The sequence below is a fragment of the Spirosoma sp. 209 genome, from assembly GCF_002006735.1.
GTDB lineage: Bacteria > Bacteroidota > Bacteroidia > Cytophagales > Spirosomataceae > Spirosoma > Spirosoma sordidisoli.
Genome location: NZ_MVEC01000001.1, coordinates 295,814 through 316,498, shown reverse-complemented (window position 1 = coordinate 316,498; position 20,685 = coordinate 295,814). Strand labels below are relative to the sequence as shown.

The following is a 20,685-nucleotide window of genomic DNA, read 5'->3' as shown; positions in this document are numbered from 1 at the left end:
GTGAACGGGATTTATGTTTTGCGTACTTTCAGGGCAACGAAACGGGCTGAACCATGACCAAAAAACTAGGCGTTTTTATTATTCATGGCATGGGCGATCCTGCTCCCGATTATGCCGAAGTACTTATCGATCAGGTAACGAAACGGCTGGGCGATGCGGCCCGGGAGGTCGAGTTTGAAGCGTGTTACTGGGCACCCATTCTGCAGAAACAACAGGACGTAACCTGGCGTCGGTTGCTGCTGCGTGATCAGCTGGATGCGCTGGCGTTTCGACGCTGGATTGTCAGCGCACTGGGCGATCCGGTGAGTTATCTGTCTGGTTTTTTCAAGGATGGCAAACCGGTGTATGGGCAGATTCATGAGTGCATGCGGACCAGTCTGGAGCAGCTCTCGGCCCGGCTGGGCGAGGGGAAATCCCGGCCCCTGATGATCCTGGCCCACTCGCTGGGCAGCGTAATCGCCAGTAATTACATCTGGGACCAGCATTACAACAAAAATGAGGAGCATGTTGGCCTGGGCAAAACGCCCTTCGAGCGGACCGAAACGCTCACGTCGTTTATCACGTTCGGCTCTAATATTCCGCTCTTTCTGCCGCCTTCGCCCCCCATCCGATGCATTCCATTTCCGCACCAGAGCCTACCGGCGTATCTGAAAGCCGAAGCCCGCTGGCAGAACGTGTTCGATCCGGACGATGTGCTTGGGTATCCGCTGGCCGACATCTGGGACGATACGCAGGGCACCCGCATCGACGATATTTCGATCAATGCCGGTACGTGGCCGCTGTCAGAAACACCCCTGTCGCACACGGCCTACCTGCGCGACGATTCTTTCCTCGATCTGGTCGAAGAACGTATGCGGGCCCTGCTGCGGCTGACACCATGGCCGGATGCTACACCTTTGTAAAATACAAAAACGCCCGGCAGCAGCACTGTCGGGCGTTTTTGTCGGGTTGTGGGCCGCTTACTGGGTAACGGGCAGCAGTCGGAATACGTAACCCGGATCTTCGACCGATACGTAGAGGTAGCCGTCGGGTCCCATGGTCACGTTGCGCAGCCGGCCAATGTTTTTCAGGATGTTCTCCTGGCTAACGATTTTGTCGCCGTTCATGACGCACCGATTCAGGTACTGAAACCGCAGCGACCCCACCATCAGGTTGTTTTTCCAGCCCGGGTATTTGGAACTCGTTACGAAGGCCATACCACTGGGACCAATGGACGGTAACCAGTAGGTAAGCGGCTGTTCCATGCCTTCTTTGGCCGTCAGGTTGGTGATCGGTTTGCCGTCGTAATTGATGCCGTAGCAGATGACGGGCCAGCCGTAGTTGGCCGATTTTTTAACGATGTTGATCTCATCGCCCCCGCGCGGCCCGTGTTCGTGGGTCCAGATGGCGCCCGTGGCCGGGTTCAGGGCCATACCCTGCGGATTGCGGTGGCCGTACGAATAGATAGACGGGTGCGCGCTCTTGTTGGCTACGAAGGGGTTGTCGGCCGGAATGCGGCCATCGTCGTGCAGGCGGTGCACCTTTCCCGCGTCGCGGTCCAGCGATTGGGGGTTTTGCTGTTCACTGCCGCGGTCGCCAACCGTAATGTACAGAAACCCTTTCTTGTCGAATTCGAGCCGCGAGCCGTAGTGGTGGCGGGTTTTGGCGTAGGGGAGTGCTTCAAAAATTACCTTCTGATCGGTCAGCGCAGTACCCGCCAGTCTGGCCCGCATCACGGCCGTGGTCGAAAGCTTGTCGCTGCCTTCCTGCTTCACCGCCGAATACGACAGGTAGATCAGCTGATTCTTCGCAAAGTCGGGGTGCAGTTCTACGTCGAGCAGGCCACCCTGTCCTTCGGCCAATACGGTTGGGCCACCGGTTAGTTTGGTTTTCTGGTTGCCTTTTTCGACCCGGTACAGATCGCCCGTGCGGTCGGTCACCAGCATGCTGCCATCGGGCAGGAAGGCCAGACCCCAGGGCGACTTGAACCCGCTCGCCACCGTGTCGAGCCGAACTGTCATGCCTTCCGAGGTAAATACGTTGGAGGAGGGCTTGTTGGCAAATTTGTACTGATCCACGTTTTTCAGGCTCGTCAGAATCAGGTCGGCCATCTCGTCGATTTCCTTATCGGTCAGCACGCCTTTCCAGGCCGGCATGCCCAGGTCGGGGTAACCGCCGGTAATACTTTTAACCAGGTCACTTTTTTCTTTCCCGTGTTTCCACTGGCGATCGACAAAGGCTTCTACCTTTTCGCCGTGGCAGGAGGAGCAATAGGTTTCGTAGTTTTCGCGCGCCGTTTTTGCCGCCGGCTTTCGGTCGATCAGAAAACTGCTGAGGCAAAACACGGCCACAAAGGCGCTGCCAATCGTGTAGCGTAGCATAGGGGGATGGGACTTGTTTTACGAATGAAGCGGGAGAGCTGACTTTTTTACTATTGATGGGCTATAGGTAAACGGCTAGACAGCTACCAGTTCTTTGCGTTCGCCAATCTGCTGCCGCCACATGGCATAATACAGACCTTTCAGCGCCAGCAACTCGTCGTGACGGCCCTGCTCAGCCACCCGCCCCTGTTCCAGTACAAAAATACGATCGGCGTGCAGAATCGTGCTCAGCCGGTGAGCAATCAGGATGGTGATGTGCCGATGTGAACCCGACAGCTCACGAACCGTTCGGCCAATCTCTTCTTCGGTCAGCGAGTCGAGCGCCGATGTGGCTTCGTCAAAGACCAGCAGGGTCGGTTTGCGCAGCAGCGCGCGGGCAATACTCAACCGTTGTTTCTCGCCCCCGGAGACCTTTACGCCCCCTTCACCAATAACCGTATCGAGCCCCTGCGGAGCGCGGGCCAGCAACGAATCGGCCGCGGCCTGCCGGAGTGCCATCAGGCATTCTTCGTCGGTGGCGTTAGGAGCCACGAAGCGCAGGTTTTCTCGGATGGTACCGGCAAAAAGCTGCGTATCCTGGGTAACGAAGCCGATTTGTTCGCGCAACTCGTCGAGGTTGACGGCCGAGCCGGGTATGTTGTTGTACAGAATCTGGCCGCTCATGGGGGTATAGAGCCCCACCAGCAGCTTGACCAGCGTGGTTTTGCCCGAGCCGCTCGGCCCTACGAAGGCAATGGTTTCGCCCAGTTGGGCATCGAACGAGATGTCGTCGAGGGCGGGTTGGCTGGCCGACAGGTGTTTGAACCGAACCGCATCGAAAGCCAGCGTCTGAAGGCCCCTGACGGGCTGCGGCAGGGCGGGCTTGACGTCGCGCGGGGTGTCGAGAATCTGCTGGAAGTTAGCCAGCGACGCTTCTGTTTCGCGGTATATATTGATGATGTTGCCCAGTTCCTGCAGCGGTCCGAAAATGGCAAACGAATAGATGAACAGCGAGAAAAACTCACCCACCGTAATGCGCCCCTGCACCACCAGAAACAACATTAGCAGCATAATGGCATTACGGAGCAGGTTCACGAAGGTGCCCTGAACGAACGACAAGGACCGGATATAGCGAACCTTCTTCAGCTCGAGTTTCAGAATTTTCTCGGTCGTGGCGTTCAGCCGTTCGGTTTCCTGCTGGGCCAGGCCGAGGCTTTTGACCAGTTCAATGTTGCGCAGGCTCTCGGTGGTCGAGCCGGCCAGGGCCGTTGTTTCGGCAACGATCGTTTTCTGAACGTTCTTGATTTTTTTGCTGAGCAGCGAGCTCACGAAACCCAGCAGCGGAATGGTCAGAAAATAAGCCGGCGCAATGGGCCAGTAAACGGTAGTGGCGTACCACATCACGAACACGATACCCACTACGGACGTGAACAGGACGTTGACGAACGACTGGATCAGCTTCTCGACATCGGACCGTACTTTCTGCAGCTTACCGAGCGTCTCGCCCGAGCGCTGGTCTTCAAAGACCTGGTAGGGTAGTTCGAGGGAGTGGCGAAGGCCGTCGGTATAGAGCCTGGCGCCCAGCCGCTGGGTGATTACGTTGACGTAATAGTCCTGAAAATTTTTGGCGATGCGGCTCACCATGGCTACGCCCAGGGCCTGGAGGATCAGAAGCCCCGCCCCGTTCTGCAGAAATTCCCAGAAGTTGATGTCGCGCAGGGTGCCGCCCGGCTTGACAACGTACTGGTCGATGATCTTCCGAAAGATATACGGGTCGAGGAGCGAAAAAATCTGGTTGACAGCGGCCAGTAGCAGCGCCAGGATCAGCAGGCCCCAGTAACGGCGCAAATAACTGTAAAGTAGTTTCATACAGGAGTTGACGGCCCGGCCTGGTGGTGAGCGGACGGGATTTGCCGGTGTAACAACAGACGAGCCTAAAAGGTCTCCTGAACCGGAAACGTCGTTGACAAAAACCTGTCGGGGGCGCTCAGCCTGATGCCGGTACCGCTGAGGCTGGCGCAGCCAGCGGTCCTGTATGGCCCGGTGGGCGGGAGCGGGGCGGGCCATACAGGACATCAAAAAAGCCTAAAAGATCGTTACATAGACCTTTTAGGCTTTAGACGCTAATTGACAAAACTACACGGCGCCGGCTTTGATCTCGTCAACAACAGCCGGATCGAGCAGCGTGGTCGTGTCGCCGAGGTTGCTGGTGTCTCCTTCGGCAATTTTGCGAAGAATCCGGCGCATGATCTTGCCCGACCGGGTTTTGGGCAGACCCGAAACAAACTGAATTTTATCGGGTTTGGCAATGGGGCCAATGACCCGGCTGACGGTAGCGAGGATGTCGCGCTTGGTAAGGTCGGCGTCATGATCGGCGGGCATGGCGTCGGCAATGACGTAGGCATAGATACCCTGCCCTTTGATGTCGTGCGGATACCCGACAACGGCGCTTTCGACCACGCCCGTGTGCATGTTGATGGCGTTTTCCACTTCGGCCGTACCGATGCGGTGGCCCGATACGTTCAGGACGTCATCGACGCGGCCCGTGATCCGATAATAGCCGTCTTCGTCGCGCAGACAGCCATCGCCGGTAAAATACAGGCCGGGGTAGGTGCTGAAGTACGTCTGTCGGCAGCGCTCATGGTCGCCCCAGGTTGTTCGTAGAATACCCGGCCAGGGAAACTTCATGCACAGGTTTCCGGATACGCCGTTGCCTTCGATCTCCTTCCCGTTTTCATCCACCAGCATGGGCTGAACGCCGGGCAGTGGGAGGGTGGCGTAAGTAGGTTTGGTTTTGGTGACGCCCGCAATGGGCGAAATCAGCATGCCACCCGTTTCGGTTTGCCACCACGTATCGACAATCGGGCACCGGTTTTTGCCGATATGATCGTCGTACCAGTGCCAGGCTTCGGCATTGATGGGTTCGCCCACCGAGCCGAGTACCTTCAGGCTGCTCAGGTCGTGATTTTCTACCTTATCGAGACCAAAGCCCATCAGCGACCGGATGGCCGTTGGGGCGGTGTACAGGATGTTGACCTGGTGTTTATCGACAATATCCCAGAACCGGCCAGCGTCGGGGTAGGTCGGTACCCCTTCGAACAGCAGTGAGGTAGCCCCGCAGGCCAGCGGTCCGTATACGATGTAGCTATGCCCCGTAATCCAGCCGATGTCGGCCGTGCAGAAATGCACCTGACCCGGCTCGTACTGGAATACGTTCTCGAAGGTATAAGCCGCATAGACCATATACCCACCGCAGGTATGAACCACGCCTTTGGGTTTACCCGTACTGCCCGATGTGTAGAGAATGAACAGCACATCTTCGGCATCCATTTCTTCGGCCGGGCAGTCGGCGGTGACCTGCTTGAGTTCCTGCTCCATCCATACGTCGCGACCTTTCAGCATGGCTACCGGCGTGCGCGTACGGGTCATGACGATTACTTTCTCCACGCTGGGGCAGCCGATCAGGGCATCGTCGACAACGCTTTTGAGTGGAATTTCTTTGTTGCCCCGGTAAGCGCCATCGGCCGTAATCACCAGTCGGCACTGGGCGTCGTTGATCCGGTCGGCAATGCTCTGGGCCGAAAATCCACCGAAAACAACGGAGTGAATAGCACCGATACGGGCGCAGGCCAGCACGGCAATGGCCAGTTCGGGGACCATCGGCATGTAGACGCAGACCCGGTCACCTTTGCCTACGCCGTTGCGCTTGAGCACGTTGGCCATCCGGCAAACCTGATCGTGGAGCATCCGATAGGTGAGGGTAACCCCGGCTTCGTGCGGATCGTTGGGTTCCCAGATGATGGCGGGCTGATCGCCCCGTTCGGCCAGGTGCCGGTCGAGGCAGTTTTCGGTAATGTTCAGTTTACCACCTACAAACCACTTGATATTGGGTTCGGTAAAGTTCCATTGTAGGGTTTTGGTCCAGGGTTTGCGCCACTGGAATTCCTGAGCTACACCGGCCCAGAAGGCCTCGGGGTCTTCGACACTTTGCTGGTAGGCCTGCTGATAGTCGTCAAAGGTTCGGATACGCATAGTTGAAGGGCAAAAGGTAAATGAGAGAGTAAAAGTAAATGACACCGGCGTTTTGGCCGGTAATTTATTTGCTAAGTTGGTATAGATAGCTACCTACTTACCCGACCGGTTTCATTAGCTGATTAATCCGGCTGACGAGGTCGCGGGTCGAAAAAGGCTTGGGTATGTACAGGTTAGCGCCGGCCTCGTAACCGGCCTGCACATCGGCTTCTTTACTTCTGGCACTCAGAAAAATTACTTTCGCATGGTTCAGATCGGGTTGCGCCCGTACGTACCGGCAGAGTTCATGACCATTCATTTTGGGCATCATGACGTCGAGCAGGAGCAGGTCCGGTTTTTCGGCGTCGATCAGTTCCTGGGCTTCGGCCCCGTCGCGGGCAATAAAGACCCGGTGTCCTTCTTTCTTCATCAGGAATTCGAGCGAGAGCAGAATGTTTGGTTCGTCGTCGGCAATTACTACGGTAAGCATAGAGATCAGTGATCGGATGGCTAGTCAACGGGTATACGTACGGTAAAGGTAGCACCTTGTCCCAATTGACTCTCCACCCGAATGCTGCCGCCATGTAATTCGGCAATTTTCCGGGAAATCGCCAGGCCCAGTCCGCTACCCGTCGGTTTGTCGCGGGTTTTGTGGTGGAGCTGGTAAAACTTGTCGAAAATCAGCTCATGATAGGCCGGGTCGATGCCCACGCCGTTATCGGTTATACTCACGATCAGGTTGGGACCATCGGCTGATGTTAGTACGGCAATTCGGCCCTGGTTAGGTTCACAAAACTTGACCGCGTTCGAGAGCAGGTTGATGAATACCTGCATCAGCCGATCGTGGTCGGCCCGCACGGGGGTAGGCGGAATGTCGTGCTGTACCGTGATGCTGATGTTTTTTTCGCGAATCAGCTGCTGTATGGTATCGATGGCCTGGCGTACGATATCGCGCAACAGGACCGGCTCCAGCTGTAGCTGTAACCGCCCCGATTCGAATCGCTCCAGATCCAGCACCTGGTTGATGAGTCGGGTAAGCCGTTCGGACTCGCGGATAATCGTTCCCAGAAACTGCTGGCGGGAGTGATCGTTCATATCGGGCGTGTCGTACAGAATCTCGGCCAGTGCCCGCACCGACGTGATGGGCGTACGAACCTCATGCGTGATGGTCGACAGAAACTCGGCTTTGTTGAGGTCGGCTGCCTGCAGGCGTTCGTTGGCTTCGCTGAGTTGCTGAGCCATCTGTTCCAGTTCCGTCGACTTTCGTTTGAGCTCCCTGTTGACCGAAAGCAGCTCCTGCGAGGTCTTGAGAATACGAATCACTTCATCGACCGAAATAGTTTCTTCCTTCGCAATGGAGGCTACGAGCGTACGGGCCGAGGCTGTTCCAATAGCGCCCGCCAGCAGTTTCTCGCAGTAGGTAACCAGCCGGGCGTCGGCGTAGGAGGTCGGGGTGGCGGGTGCATGTCGGCTGGTATACCGCTCAATAACGCGATTGGCCCAGTCGGCTCCGAAAAAGGTGGTGAGCAGCCGCTGTAGTTCCGACACGACTACTTTCCCTTTCCAGACTACGGAACTCTCGTCGGAGCGCGAAAGCCGGAAAATATCGACGAAGAGAACCGCCTGGTTGTGCTCCAGCGCGCTTTGCGGCCGGTTGATCGATCCCCACAGATACCCCAGCACATTGACCAGCAGGGACCAGAAAATTCCCTGGGCCAGCGGCTCCAGGTCGGTTTGTCCGAACAGGTTCTGCGGGCGTAAAAAACCAATCCCCCAGGGCCCCTCGGTCAGTAGCGTAGGTGGAAGCAGCCCGGGTACGAGCGTAGGCAGAATCAGCGTGTAAAACCACATAGCGGTACCGGCATACAGACCCAGCCGCGCCCCCGCCCGATTGCCTTCTTTCCAGAAAATACCGCCAATGATGGCCGGCGTAAACTGAGCGACAGCCGCGAACGAAATCAGCCCAACCGATACCAGCGAGAACTGCTGCGACACCGTTCGGTAGTATATATACGCCAGGACCAGAAACAGGACAATCGTGAGCCGCCGGATGTTGATGACAAACGTACTCGACACCGCGCCAAACCGGTTCTGCCAGTTGGAACGGCTCACCAGAAAAGGCATCACGACGTTGTTGCTGACCATGACGCTGAGCGCAATCGTTTCGACAATGATCATGCTCGTGGCCGCCGAAAATCCGCCGATGTAAGCCAGCAGGGCCAGGCCTTCGCGGCCGTACTGCACCGGCAGGGCCAGTACATAGTTGTCGGCGTCGATGGGGAGGTCGCCCAGCAGAATATGGCCCCCAAAGGCCAGCGGCAACACAAAAATATTGATGACGAACAGGTACAGCGGAAACAGCCATATGGCTTTGTCGAGGTGCTTCTCGCTGGTATTTTCCACGACGGCTACCTGAAACTGGCGCGGCAGAAACAGAACGGCCAGCATCGACAATAAGATATTCCAGAACCAGTCGCCCGACGTATGGCCCGGCCCGAACGTGAACTGCTGGCGCAGCGCGGGTATGGCCCGGGCCTGCTGAAAAATATCCGTCGGGCCATTGAACAGCCCGAAGGTGACAAACAGACCAACCGCTACGAAAGCGACCAGCTTCACGAGCGACTCGAACGCAACGGCCGTGACCAGGCCCTCGTGCCGCTCGGTCGCTTCGAGGGTACGGGCGCCAAACAGGATCGTGAAAATGGTCAGAACCAGTGTGATATAAAAGGCCTGGTCGCCCAGAAACAAGCCTTCCGATGCGTTACCCGCCTGGCCCGATAATACCGAAAAACTGGTCGCTATGGCTTTGATCTGGATAGAGATGTAGGGGATGATACCGGCTACACACAGACCCGTCACGAAAACGCCCAGCCCCCGATTTTTGCCATACCGGGCCGAAATGAAGTCCGCAATGCTGGTAATGCGCTGGGCTTTGCAGATGCGAATGATTTTCCGGAGGATGAGCCACCAGAGCGGAGCCGCGAGCGTTGGGCCAATATAAACCGTCAGAAACTGCATCCCGTGCGATACGGCCCGGCCTACACTGCCGTAGAACGTCCAGGCCGTGCAGTAAACGGCCAGCGATAACGAATAAACGTACGGGTTATTCACCAGACTCCGGCGGGTATGCGTGCGGTGTTCGGCCCAGTAGGCAATTAGAAAGAGCAGACTCAGGTAGAGCAGCGAGCAGACGATGAGCGTGAGGCTATTCATCGGGATGGAACGAATCGTCAGCGTTGCGGTTGCCGTGCAGGCAGATCACCAGCGATACAATCAGAGCGGCCCATACTACCAGCACGTAGGCATAGCTGCCAGGCAACCCACCCGTCAGGTCGGGTACGTTAACGATCGACAGGAATGGCTCGTTGAAAAGCAGCATAAACACGATGCTTAGCAACAGTAGTCGCCGGGTTTTCATATGGAAGGTCAGTTACGGGATAGCTACAGATCAACAGCCGGTCTCGGGCAGTACCGCTGGTCTCGGGCCAGCGGTACTGCTCTGCCACTTTATTTACAACGGGTGTGGCCTAGCTGACTTCATCGTCATACTCGCCCTGGAGCGCGTAGAGGCCAAACCGGACCAGTCCACCCACGATAATGGGCAACAGTACGAACAGAATGATGATGCCAAAAACCAGGTCTTCGGTTTTGCCGCTCGTCAGTTTGGGCAGACCGAACTGGGTAAGGCCGTAGTAGCCGACAACAGCCGCCAGCGCCAGCCAGACAATGCCAGCGTATTTTTTGATTGCGTTCATGGAACAAAATGTCTACAGGTTAGAATGAATTAGTCGTGGGTTGTCCGGTTTTTGTTGTCGATGTACAGCAGGCCAATGACGAAACTGACAGCGGCCACCCCGATCGGGTACCAGAGTCCTTCCAGATAGGGAGCTGCGTTGGGCAGGGCGGCTCCGGCGGCTTCCGCGGCTGTGTTGGCGTCCTTGGCTTTGGTGGCCAGATAGGTGGCTACGGCCGGCAGCAGTCCGCCAAAAACCCCGTTCCCGATGTGGTAGGGTAACGACATGGACGTGTACCGGATCTTGGTCGGGAACATCTCAACCAGGAAAGCCGCGATGGGGCCGTACACCATCGTTACAAAAATCACCTGAATAAATACCAGCCAGATCAGCGTCCATTTGTCAGCATCATTGATGGTGACGGTCTTCCTGATTTCCGGCTTGGGAGCCTCGGCCGCGGGCGTAGCTGCAATTTTTGTTTTGATCACCTCCTCGTAGGTGGTGCCGTCGGTATACGCTTTGGCAATGGTCTTGGTCATGATGAACCCACCGGCTTCTTTAGGGTTTGGAGCGGTTACCGAGTCGATTCGGGCAGCTCCGGGCACTTCGGTTTTGTTGCTCAGGTTGGTGGTCTGGTACATCTTCTCGTAGATGGTTCGATACGACAGGATGGCGACCAGCATACCGGCCAGCATGATGCTTTTCCGGCCGATTTTGTCCGAAAGCCAGCCGAACAGCACGAAGAAAGGCGTACCCATCAGCAGGGCTATGGTCATCAGCCCATCGGCCTGCATCGCTTCTACGTTACAGATTTTCTGGATAAAACTCATGGCGTAAAACTGGCCCGTATACCAGACTACGCCCTGCCCCATGGTGGCCCCGAACAGCGCCAGCAGAACGAATTTGAAGTTGTACCGGTTGCCGAAACTTTCTTTCAGCGGACTGGCCGACGTTTTCCCCTCCGCTTTCACTTTGGCGAACAGGGGCGACTCACTCATGTTTTTCCGGATGACATACGAAATAAGCACCATCAGGATCGACACCAGAAACGGCACCCGCCAGCCCCAATCGTTGAAGGCTTCTTTAGACATCGATAGCCGCGTGAGCATGATCACCAGCAGCGAAACGAACAGACCAATGGTGGCGGTGGTCTGAATCCAAGAGGTCCAGAAGCCCCGCTCGCTTTTGGGTGAGTGTTCGGCTACGTAGGTAGCGGCCCCTCCGTATTCGCCACCCAGCGCCAGGCCCTGCAACAGGCGCAGGATCAGCACCAGCAGCGGAGCCAGGAAGCCAATGGTTTCGTAGCTCGGAATCAGGCCAATGGCAAACGTAGCTCCGCCCATCAGCAGCAGCGTGACCATGAAGGTATATTTCCGGCCAATCAGATCGCCGAGCCGCCCGAAAAACAGCGCGCCGAACGGACGAACAACGAAACCGGCGGCAAAGGTGGCCAGCGTAGACAGAAAGGCCGCCGTTGAGTTGCCTTCCGGAAAAAACTTGGTGGCCAGTACCGTCGCCAGCGACCCGAATATGTAGAAATCGTACCATTCGATGAGCGTTCCGACGGAAGAGGCTCCGATGACGCTGATCAGCGAACGGATGTTAGTGGCTGGTTTGGCCTTGGGTTCTGTAATCATGAATGAAACAAGGTTAATGGACTAGGTGAAGAATTAGAGATAAACCTGGGCCTGCAGGATAAACTCACCCCGAGTACCGCTGATGGTATTTTTGTCGGTGTAGACAGGACGTACCGACCACTGTGGGGTAATCTTGGCATGGTGGCCGTCCAGATAAAAATTGCAGCCCAGGTCGTAATAATTACCCGATTTTCCGAGCGCTTCCAGGTTCTTGAGCGTGTAGGCTGCATAAGGCTGTATCCGCATGACGGGTTTCTCGGTGGTTTTGGGTAAAAGCAACCCTGCCTGGGTATACCAGATCGTTCCCGTACCGACCAGCGGGCGGGCATTTCCCGGACCGGCCAGCGCGCGTTTTCCTTCAAAAGAAGCGTCGGCCGCGCCGGGATTCATGATGCCCAGATTTCGCAGGTAGTTAGGACCAAAATCATACCTGTAAAGAACGCTGTAGGTGGTAATGGCCATGTTTTTTTCCTTTTTCCCGATTGGCATATCCGCGAAGACATCCACCGAAAAAAGGTCGATATCGTGGGCGTTTAATTTGCCGTTGTTCATAGAGCGTGTTGCTTCGGGCTGTCGGTAAAAACCCGCGCCAATGTTGAATACGCGCTTGGTTCCTACGTAAGAGCCCACCTTGAAGGGCAGGACGTTGGCTTCCTGATCCAGAAACTGATACTCGAAGTAGCCACCATAGGACATTTTACTGACTCCGTTATTATCAACGGCCATATCGGGCGTTACGGTCGTGCCGCTCAGCGGGGGCGTCTGGTTGGTAGCGAAGGGTTTGTTGTAGTTCAGGCGGTACTCCAGCTTACCCAGTTTGCCTTTGGCATAGATACCGAACAGCCGGGCAAACTGATCCGAATTTTCGATCAGCGGCCAGTTGAATATCGGGGCGTCGACCGCCAGGAAGTTCAGCGTACTGGCCGACGTCATCCGGGATATACCGTGCCAGTAGTGCAGCCCGGCCCCCAGATAGAGCGTATTCTTTCGAACCATACCGGCTGCGTCTTTCCCGCTGGGTACAACGGCGTATTCGTTCCAGACATCGTGGAAAAACAGGCCTGGCTTTTTGCCCTGTCCGTACCCACCCGTACCGCTGGTTCCTGCGGCTCCGCCGTTTATGAACGTCTGGTTGTTGATACCTACGTGGGTCAGAATCAGATAACGGGGCGAAATCTGGGCGTAAGCCAGTACCCGAAGCCGCCGGGCGCCTATATCCGTCAGGTTCTCCGTCGGAACCCCGTTTACTGACGTACCTGGATTCATCTGCATGGATCTGAACCACATTTGGTTCCACATAAGAATTCGGGCGTATTTGGTCCCTTCCGGATTCAGGTTAAACTTGAGCCCGGCTCCATAATCGGATGAGCCCTGAGCCATACTTTGTTGTTGACATGGCCCGCTGAGCAGCAGCGCAAGTACAAGCAGGTGTAAGCTATGTTTCATGAGTAAGACAAGTTCGGATCGGCGTTAGTCGCCGGATCAAAACTGTCTCTTTCTGCAAGACCTGCGAAACCTTCGGAATAGATACGGTCAATTGCTAGCGATGGTCAGTCGCGGAACCGTTCCCAGCGGATAACCATAAATTTATCGCCTAATTCGGTAACGATCATACCCGCGCCCTGTACGTTTTCGCGACTGCTGAAAAATTCTGACAACTCTTTGTGGTTCAGTATCTTGTAGGTTGGGTGGTAGAGTCGGTTCTGGGGGGCTTTCACCTGGTATTTCTTGACCCAGTTCATGACCGATACATGACTGACGCCCAGCAGCCGCTCAATCTCCCGGAAGCTGACCCCCTCGATGTATAGCTGCAACGCCTTGATAACGTAGTAACTGTTAATGCCTTTACCCACCTTGTCGACGGTGAAATTATAGGCGCAGTGCTTGCATCGGTACCGTTGCCGATGGTTGAGAATGCCGTTTCTAACTAGCTGAGCGCTGTTACATTTGGGACAATGAGATGCAGTCATGGATGGTGGGCAGGATTATCGCTATCAAATTACCAAATATATAGTAACTTAGCATAATAGCACAATTTTATCCCCAAATAGCTCAATAAAATAGGCTTTAAACGCCTGCTTTCAGTAGTATATATCGGCAAACCATCCGTTGGCGAAAGGGGGGCTGTGGCCAGGCGATAGGAGCTTCCGACAGCGGGGGGGCTGCCATCAGGCTGGCAGTTGAGGAGGAGAGGGGCCCGAAAACACAAAAGGTTGCCGGATCAGCATTAGCTCATCCGGCAACCTCAAAAAAATCGGTTTAACAAGTTCTAGGGAGAAAGCCGGTCGATAAGCCAGTCCTGTCCGTCTTTCCGGTAACGGATGCGGTCGTGCAAACGGCTGGGCCGTCCCTGCCAGAACTCAATCTGGTCTGGAATCACCCGAAAGCCACCCCAGTGGGGCGGTCGCGGAATAGGCTGACCGGCAAACTGGGCTTCGAGTTCCTGTTGCCGCTTTTCGAGGGTGTCGCGATCGGTAATGACCGAACTCTGGTTTGATACCCAGGCCCCGATCTGGCTACCTCGCGGCCGGCTGGCGAAGTACGCGTCTGACTCGGCAGCGCTTACTTTCTCCACATGGCCCTCGATCCGGATCTGGCGTTCCAGCTCGGGGTAGAAGAAGGTCAGAGCGGCCACCGGCCGTTCGGTCAGGTCGCGTCCTTTGCGGCTTTCGTAGTTGGTATAGAAGACAAATCCGCCCGCTGATATATCTTTGAGGAGTACAATACGACCGTCTGGTCGGCCGTCGGCGGTGATGGTGCTGACGTGCATGGCGTTCGGCTCCGGAACCCCCGAACCTAGGGCTGCATCGAACCAAAGTCGGAATTGAGTCAGTGGATCAGATGAAACATCGTCTACATCCAAACCGTTAAGCGTATATTCTTTCCGTAAGTCGCTAATTGTTGACGGCATTCTGTTGGGTTGTTTAACGGCAATTCAACGGCCGAACTGCAAGAAAATCCGCATATTGTCGTAATTTTGCAAAAGTAATCGGTACGTTCCCAACATGGCAAACGAAGAACAGGAAATAAACCAGCAGCCGGACGCTACAGATCAGGCAACCGGTACGCTGGCCGTTAATACCCCCGAAGACACCACGACGCAATCTACGGATTCGGGCGAGGCAGCTGCTGCTACGCCTGACTCGACCGAGACGCCAGCCGCAACTCAGCCACAGGCTAGTGGTGTTGACGAACCTACCTCTCAATCGAACGATACGTTGACAGTCTCAGAATTAACTGAAAATGAGTCGGTAGCGCCGGAGATCGAAAGCCAGCCGGTCGTTGATCAGTCGGCTGCTGACCCTCAGGAAGCCGATCAGGCTGTTCTGGAAACGGTTGCCGAAACAGCGCCCGAAGCCGATCCTCAACCCGAAGCGCCCGTCGCCGAGACGAGCGTGCCAGAGGAGCCCGTTGCCGAAACGCCTGCGCCTGTCGCCGACGATGAGGCTCCTGTTGTTGCTGCCGAAACGGAACCTGCGGCTGAGACAGCTACGGCCGAAACCGATGAGGTTACGGCGCAGTATGCTACGGTAGCTGAGCCCGAAGAAGCCGACGAAACGGCTTCACAACCGGCGGCTGACTACAGTCAGTTCTCGAAACAGGACTTTGTAGCCCTGCTCGAAAGCCAGCTGGCAACTGTTAGTGCGACAGCGGTAACCCCTACCGATTTCAAGAAAGCCGATCAGGTGCTGAAAGAAGTGAAGCCCCTGTTCGATCAGATGAAGCGGGCCGAACGGGAGGCTGCCCTGCAGGCCTACGTAGCCGACACCGGCGCCGAAGAAGGGTTCGACTATAAATATGATGAGGCTGTTCTGCGGTTCGACGACCTTTACAAGCAGATCAAAAGCCTTAAAAACACCTACTTCCAGAACCTGGATAAGGCGAAAGACGGCAACTTCGCGGCTAAAACCGAGCTGTTGACCCGCCTGCGCGAACTGGTCGAAACCGACGAGAACAACGCCGGCGACCCCAAAACCAGCTGGAACGAGTTCAAGAAGATTCAGGACGAGTGGAAAGCGGCCGGAAACATGAATTCCCCGCACAACGCCACGCTCTGGGCTACCTACCACGCCCTGGTCGATCGGTACTACAGCAACCGGAATATCTATTTCGAGCTGAAGGAGCTGGATCGCAAGCGGAATACGACCCTGAAAACAGAGGTGATCGAAAAGGTGGAAGCGATGGCCAGGGCGGCTGAAGAGACGCCCGTAACCCGCCAGACTATCGACGAAGCAAACGCCCTGTTCGAAGAATATAAGCACATTGGTCCCGCACCAAAAGCCGAACAGGAAGTCCTGTGGGGCCGCATGAAAGCTGCGCTCGACGTTCTGTACGACAAACGGCGCGATCAGACCAATGAGCAGCGTAAAGAGTCGGCTCAGCTGTACGAAGAGAAATCGGCTATTTACGAAGAACTGGTACCGCTGACCTCGTTCACCTCGAACAGCATTAACGACTGGAACGATAAGACGAAGGTCGTGATGGCCCTCCAGGATCGCTGGAACGCCATAAAAGGACCAATGCCGCGCGAAGAAGGCAAAGAGCTGAGTAAAAAATTCTGGTCAGCCCTCAAAACGTTCTTCCATAACAAAGGCGAGTTTTTCAAGCAGCTCGAAAGCAAGCGCGAGGAAAACCTGCGTCAGAAAACCGAACTCTGCGAGCAGGTAGAAGCGATCCTGGCCTCGGGCGAAGAGTCGCCGGAGATCACCCAGACCGTAATCGAGCTGCAGCGCCAGTGGAAAAACATCGGTCAGGTTCCAGAGAAACAAAAGAACTCGATCTTCGACCGATTCAAAGCCGCCTGCGATGCGTTCTTTAACAAAAAGCGCTCGAAAAATCAGGAAACGGAGCGGGAGTTTGAAGGGAACCTGGCCAAAAAGATTGCGCTCATCGAGCGGATCGAAGCGGCCGCTACCGAAAACGCCGATCTGTCGCAGCTGAACGAGTTCAAGAAAGAGTGGAACGCGATCGGCTTCGTACCGAAAAAGGATAAAGAGTCGATTCAGAAACGGTACATCAACGCTGTAAATGCGCTGGTGGGTGCCACGGGCAAGATTCCGGCTAAAGACAAAGAGCGGATCATGCTCCAGAGCGAGGCTGAAGCCACCCGGGGTGGCGGTGGTCGCGATCGGGCTGATCGGGATTACAACCGGGGCGACCGCGACGGGGGTGGCAACAAACGCGAAGGCGATATTCGCCGGCGCATCACGGCCATCGAAAACGATATCGCTACGTACCGTAACAACATCGAATTCTTTGCCCGTTCGAAGAATGCCGATAAGCTACGGGCCGACATCGATAAAAAGATTGCCGATGCCGAGAAGCAGCTGGATGACCTGCGTCACCAACTGCGGGTCGCTCAGGCCTAGTACATACTAACTTTCTACGAAAGGCGTCTACCCCCGGGCAGACGCCTTTTTGTTTGTATTGCCTATCCAGCTGCAACAGAAAGGCGTCGGAAAGCGTAGCGATTACAAGGGCTGGTCTGCCCACGAGTCGTTGACGATCAACACCGTCCACTACCTGTTTCATAACGTTCATGTAAAAATAATATCTGTAGTAAACTCTGTTGACTATATTTTGGTTACCCTGCTAATGCCACCATCTTTTACTCAATGATGCATTTTTTACGACGCTTTTTGCTGACCGGTCTGTTGTTTAGTTGCTCGTGGCTGGCCATGGCGCAGACTACTTATGTAATCAGCGGGCGCGTAACGGATGCGGTAACAGGCGAGGGGATACCGTTTGCCAGTATTGCCATCAAAGGAACAACAATCGGTACAACGTCTGATGTCGAGGGACGCTATACCATACGGGCCAAACGCCTGGCCGACTCCCTGCAAGTCCTTAGCCTGGGCTATCAGAGCCGGTTTTACAGGCTCATGCCGGTTGAAACGCAGGTAGTCAATGCGCAGTTGACAGCGGGGGCCACCAAACTTCAGGAAGTAAAGGTATATGCCAAAGGGGGCGACCCAGCCTACCGGGTTATGCGGGAAGCCATCCGCCGACGCGCCCAGTACGACCCCACGCGGTTGTCGGGGTATCAGTACGACAGCTATACCAAGATAGAAGGGTATGTCAACAACTTTAGTCAGAAACGCCGGAAAGGTCGGTCGCCGGGACCTATTGGTCGGCTGCTGGGTAAACTTCCAGCTATAACCGACGGCAACGGAAATCCGGCTGTACCGGTGTTCGTTTCCGAAACGTTCTCCAACTTTTACGCCCGTACCAACCCTGAAAAGCAGAAAGAACGGGTCCTGAAGTCGCACGTGACCGGGGTAGGGGTGAGCGATGGCGGGCTGATTGCCCAGTTGACGGGAGCTTCGTTCCAGCAGTACAATTTCTACCGAAACTCGCTCTATGTACTCCGGAAAGACATCCCCTCGCCGGTAGGGGCGCAGTGGGAAACGGTCTATACCTTCCGGATGAAGGATACGATGACCCTGGGCGATGCGGTTTGTTACGAGATCGAATTCACGCCGAAGCGAGCCGCCGATCTGGCTTTTGCGGGCACGGTCTGGATCGATACGATGCAGGTGGCGCTGGCGCAGATTGATGCGCGGGTTGACAAACGGGCCAACATCAACTTCGTCGACGAACTGCACATCGAGCAGGAGTGGGAACGGACGGCATCGGGGGTGCGGTTTCCGACCCAGACACAGGTAACCATCGATACCGACGAACCCGCACCACGGGCACCGGGCGCGCTGATCCGATTCTTTGCTACGGCCCGTAACATTGTCGAGAACCAGCCGAAAGAGGCCGGGTTCTATGACCCGTCTATCGAGCTGGACGACGACTACCGAATGGCCGATGTGGCGTTCTGGCAGCGCGTTCGCCCCGATTCACTCTCGGCCGATGAGTGGAAAGCGATGCGGGTGGTTGACTCGGTACGGAATGTGCCGTTTATTAAGGTGGCCGGCGAGATTATCAAGCTGGGCGTACTGGGCTATAAACCCATTGAGAACTGGCATATCGACGTTGGGCCGTTGCTCTACTCCTATGCCAACAACAACATTGAAGGAAGCCGGTTTCGGCTGGGCATGCGTACCAACACCGGTTTTAGCCGTAAGTGGCTGCTGAGCGGGTATGTGGCCTACGGCACCCGGGACCAGCAGTTTAAATACAACGTAGGCATCGAGCGGATTCTCAGCCGCAAACCCTGGACCGTGGTGGGCTATCGGCAGACCTACGACCTGGAGCGTATTGGCGTATCGGCCGATAACATTGGCGGCAACTCCTTCTTTGCGGCTTACTCGCGCTTCGGCACCATTCGTCGGCCTTATTTTCAGGAAGATAAGCTCCTGTATTTCCGGCGGGAGATGGGCAGTGGCTTCACCCAGACGCTGGCTCTTCGTCGGCGCTCGTTCGAGCCGCTCTTCCCGTTTGCATTTCGGCCGCAACCGCAGGACGATGACCAGACGATCCGGTCTACGTACCAGGTCACGGAGCTTACCTCAGAAACCCGATTTGCCCCCGACGAGGTTATTCTACAGAACGATAACGTACGCGTTAGCGCCGGCGCTACCCGTAAGCCTATCGTCACGTTACGGTATACGCTGGGACTGCGGCAGGTTTTCGGCAGCGACTTTACCTACCATCGGGTGGCGTTTTCGCTGAAACATTCGTTCCGGATGGGGGTGTTGGGCCGTACGTACTATACACTCGACGGCGGGCTGATTCCGTCAACGGTACCGTACCCCCTGCTCTATACGCCCCTGGGGAACGAATCGTCGTTCTATGTCGGCAATGCCTATAACCTGATGAATTTCTTTGAATTCGTGGCTGACCGCTGGGCATCGGCGCAGGTTGAACACAACTTTAACGGCTTGCTGTTTAACCGGCTTCCCGGCCTGCGTCGGCTCAAATGGCGTGAGCTGGTAACTGCCAAAGTGCTGGTTGGCAGCGTCTCATCAGCTAACGTAGCACTCATTCCGCCGGCCGACGAGCAGGGGCGGGCGGTGGAAGGATTTAATTCGCTGAGCCGTACCCCGTACGTAGAAGTTGGGTACGGCATTGACAATATCTTCAAAGTACTTCGGGTCGACGCTATTCATCGGCTTACCTACCGCGATAACCTGAGCCGTACGGGTATTCCCGTAACCCCGTTTGCCATCAAAGTGTCGGGCTGGCTGGCATTCTAAGCGGGGACCAGTACCGACAAATACGGCGTCAATTGTGAGGCTACGGACCCGAAATCTCCTATTATATAATATCCTATAGAATATAAAGAGTAATTGGAACAGTGTGCTGCCGGGTTAGTTGAAATCTCAGTGATAAACTAATCATACTCAGTAGAACACGTTATGAAAATCAATCGAATTATTCTTGGTCTGGCCGTAGTCCTGGCGGCCTCTGGATTGTCTTTAGCGCAGCAGAACAGCGCCGGCACCATGAACGCAGGAACAGCCGGCATGGTAGGCCGTGAGAGCAAAGCATCGTTTGACCAGGCCAACCAGAAGGGGGCCGCTACAGTAGCCGCTATTCAGCCAACCAGTGCCAAACTGTCGAGCGCCGACCAGGCGTTGATGATGGAAGTAGCCAAAGGGGGGATGATGCAGCTGGAAATGAGCAAAATGGCGGTCCAGAATGCCAGTAACGATGAAGTGCGTCAACTGGCCCAGGCCGAAGTGGAGGAGCAAACGGGTCTGTCGACCAAACTTCAGGAAATTGCGTCGGCCAAAGGCGTAACCCTCCCCAGTGCTCCCGATGCCGAAACAACCGCCAAACTGGACAAGATGAAAGCACAGTCGGGCATGTCGTTCGACCGGATGTACGTGACCGAAAGTGGCGTAAAGGGCCACGAAAAGCTGGACGGCGTGATGAGTAAGGTCAAATCGAGTGCTTCGGATCGTAATCTGAAAGAAGTGGCGCAGGCGGCTCATCCACTGGTCAAAACCCACCTGAAAGTATCCCGTGAGGTGATGAACAAAATGTCCGGTAATACATCGAGCGGCCGATAAA

15 protein-coding genes are annotated in these 20,685 nt (G+C 55.6%); 4 read left to right on the top strand and 11 right to left on the bottom strand.

Annotation, left to right across the window (positions count from 1 at the left end; genetic code table 11):
• The first annotated feature begins 53 nt into the window (after positions 1–53).
• Positions 54–902, top strand: a complete 849-nt coding sequence (locus B1C80_RS01390) for a hypothetical protein (RefSeq protein WP_077919253.1) — start codon at positions 54–56, stop codon at positions 900–902.
• A 57-nt stretch (positions 903–959) separates the two neighbouring features.
• Here B1C80_RS01390 and B1C80_RS01385 read toward each other — a convergent pair whose 3' ends face one another.
• From B1C80_RS01385 to pdxH, 11 genes are all read right to left on the bottom strand, one after another.
• A complete protein-coding gene (locus tag B1C80_RS01385) occupies positions 960–2,360 on the bottom strand; it encodes a PQQ-dependent sugar dehydrogenase (protein ID WP_077919252.1) in 1,401 nt (466 codons plus the stop codon).
• A gap of 75 nt (positions 2,361–2,435) precedes the next feature.
• Positions 2,436–4,208 (bottom strand): ABC transporter ATP-binding protein, encoded by a 1,773-nt coding sequence (locus tag B1C80_RS01380; RefSeq protein WP_077919606.1) that lies wholly within the window; start codon positions 4,206–4,208, stop codon positions 2,436–2,438.
• A gap of 267 nt (positions 4,209–4,475) precedes the next feature.
• Positions 4,476–6,371, bottom strand: coding sequence for an acetate--CoA ligase (gene acs, locus B1C80_RS01375; protein ID WP_077919251.1), 1,896 nt, complete (start codon positions 6,369–6,371; stop codon positions 4,476–4,478).
• A gap of 97 nt (positions 6,372–6,468) precedes the next feature.
• Positions 6,469–6,840: a response regulator transcription factor gene (locus B1C80_RS01370; RefSeq protein ID WP_077919250.1), complete on the bottom strand. Its 372-nt coding sequence runs from the start codon at positions 6,838–6,840 to the stop codon at positions 6,469–6,471.
• Between the two features lie 20 nt (positions 6,841–6,860).
• Entirely contained in the window at positions 6,861–9,563 is a 2,703-nt protein-coding gene (locus B1C80_RS01365) for an ATP-binding protein (protein WP_077919249.1), read from the bottom strand.
• Positions 9,556–9,768 (bottom strand): hypothetical protein, encoded by a 213-nt coding sequence (locus tag B1C80_RS01360; protein ID WP_077919248.1) that lies wholly within the window; start codon positions 9,766–9,768, stop codon positions 9,556–9,558. Before B1C80_RS01360 ends, B1C80_RS01365 begins: the two co-directional genes overlap by 8 nt.
• Positions 9,769–9,877: 109 nt before the next feature.
• The gene (locus B1C80_RS01355) at positions 9,878–10,105 is read right to left on the bottom strand and encodes a DUF6814 family protein (protein WP_077919247.1); all 228 of its coding nucleotides are present in this window, start codon (positions 10,103–10,105) and stop codon (positions 9,878–9,880) included.
• Between the two features lie 29 nt (positions 10,106–10,134).
• Positions 10,135–11,721 (bottom strand): MFS transporter, encoded by a 1,587-nt coding sequence (locus B1C80_RS01350; RefSeq protein ID WP_077919246.1) that lies wholly within the window; start codon positions 11,719–11,721, stop codon positions 10,135–10,137.
• A gap of 33 nt (positions 11,722–11,754) precedes the next feature.
• Positions 11,755–13,167 (bottom strand): porin, encoded by a 1,413-nt coding sequence (locus B1C80_RS01345; RefSeq protein WP_201723540.1) that lies wholly within the window; start codon positions 13,165–13,167, stop codon positions 11,755–11,757.
• A gap of 104 nt (positions 13,168–13,271) precedes the next feature.
• Positions 13,272–13,691 (bottom strand): IS1 family transposase, encoded by a 420-nt coding sequence (locus tag B1C80_RS01340; protein WP_077919244.1) that lies wholly within the window; start codon positions 13,689–13,691, stop codon positions 13,272–13,274.
• A 299-nt stretch (positions 13,692–13,990) separates the two neighbouring features.
• Positions 13,991–14,632, bottom strand: a complete 642-nt coding sequence (gene pdxH / locus B1C80_RS01335; RefSeq protein ID WP_077919243.1) for a pyridoxamine 5'-phosphate oxidase — start codon at positions 14,630–14,632, stop codon at positions 13,991–13,993.
• 94 nt (positions 14,633–14,726) lie between these two features.
• Between pdxH and B1C80_RS01330 the strand changes: the two genes are divergently transcribed.
• From B1C80_RS01330 to B1C80_RS01320, 3 genes are all read left to right on the top strand, one after another.
• On the top strand, positions 14,727–17,090 hold the full coding sequence (locus B1C80_RS01330) for a DUF349 domain-containing protein (protein WP_077919242.1): 2,364 nt from the start codon (positions 14,727–14,729) through the stop codon (positions 17,088–17,090).
• A gap of 246 nt (positions 17,091–17,336) precedes the next feature.
• Positions 17,337–19,865, top strand: a complete 2,529-nt coding sequence (locus tag B1C80_RS01325; RefSeq protein WP_077919241.1) for a DUF5686 and carboxypeptidase-like regulatory domain-containing protein — start codon at positions 17,337–17,339, stop codon at positions 19,863–19,865.
• Between the two features lie 162 nt (positions 19,866–20,027).
• Positions 20,028–20,684, top strand: coding sequence for a DUF4142 domain-containing protein (locus B1C80_RS01320; RefSeq protein ID WP_077919240.1), 657 nt, complete (start codon positions 20,028–20,030; stop codon positions 20,682–20,684).
• Position 20,685 lies beyond the last annotated feature (1 nt).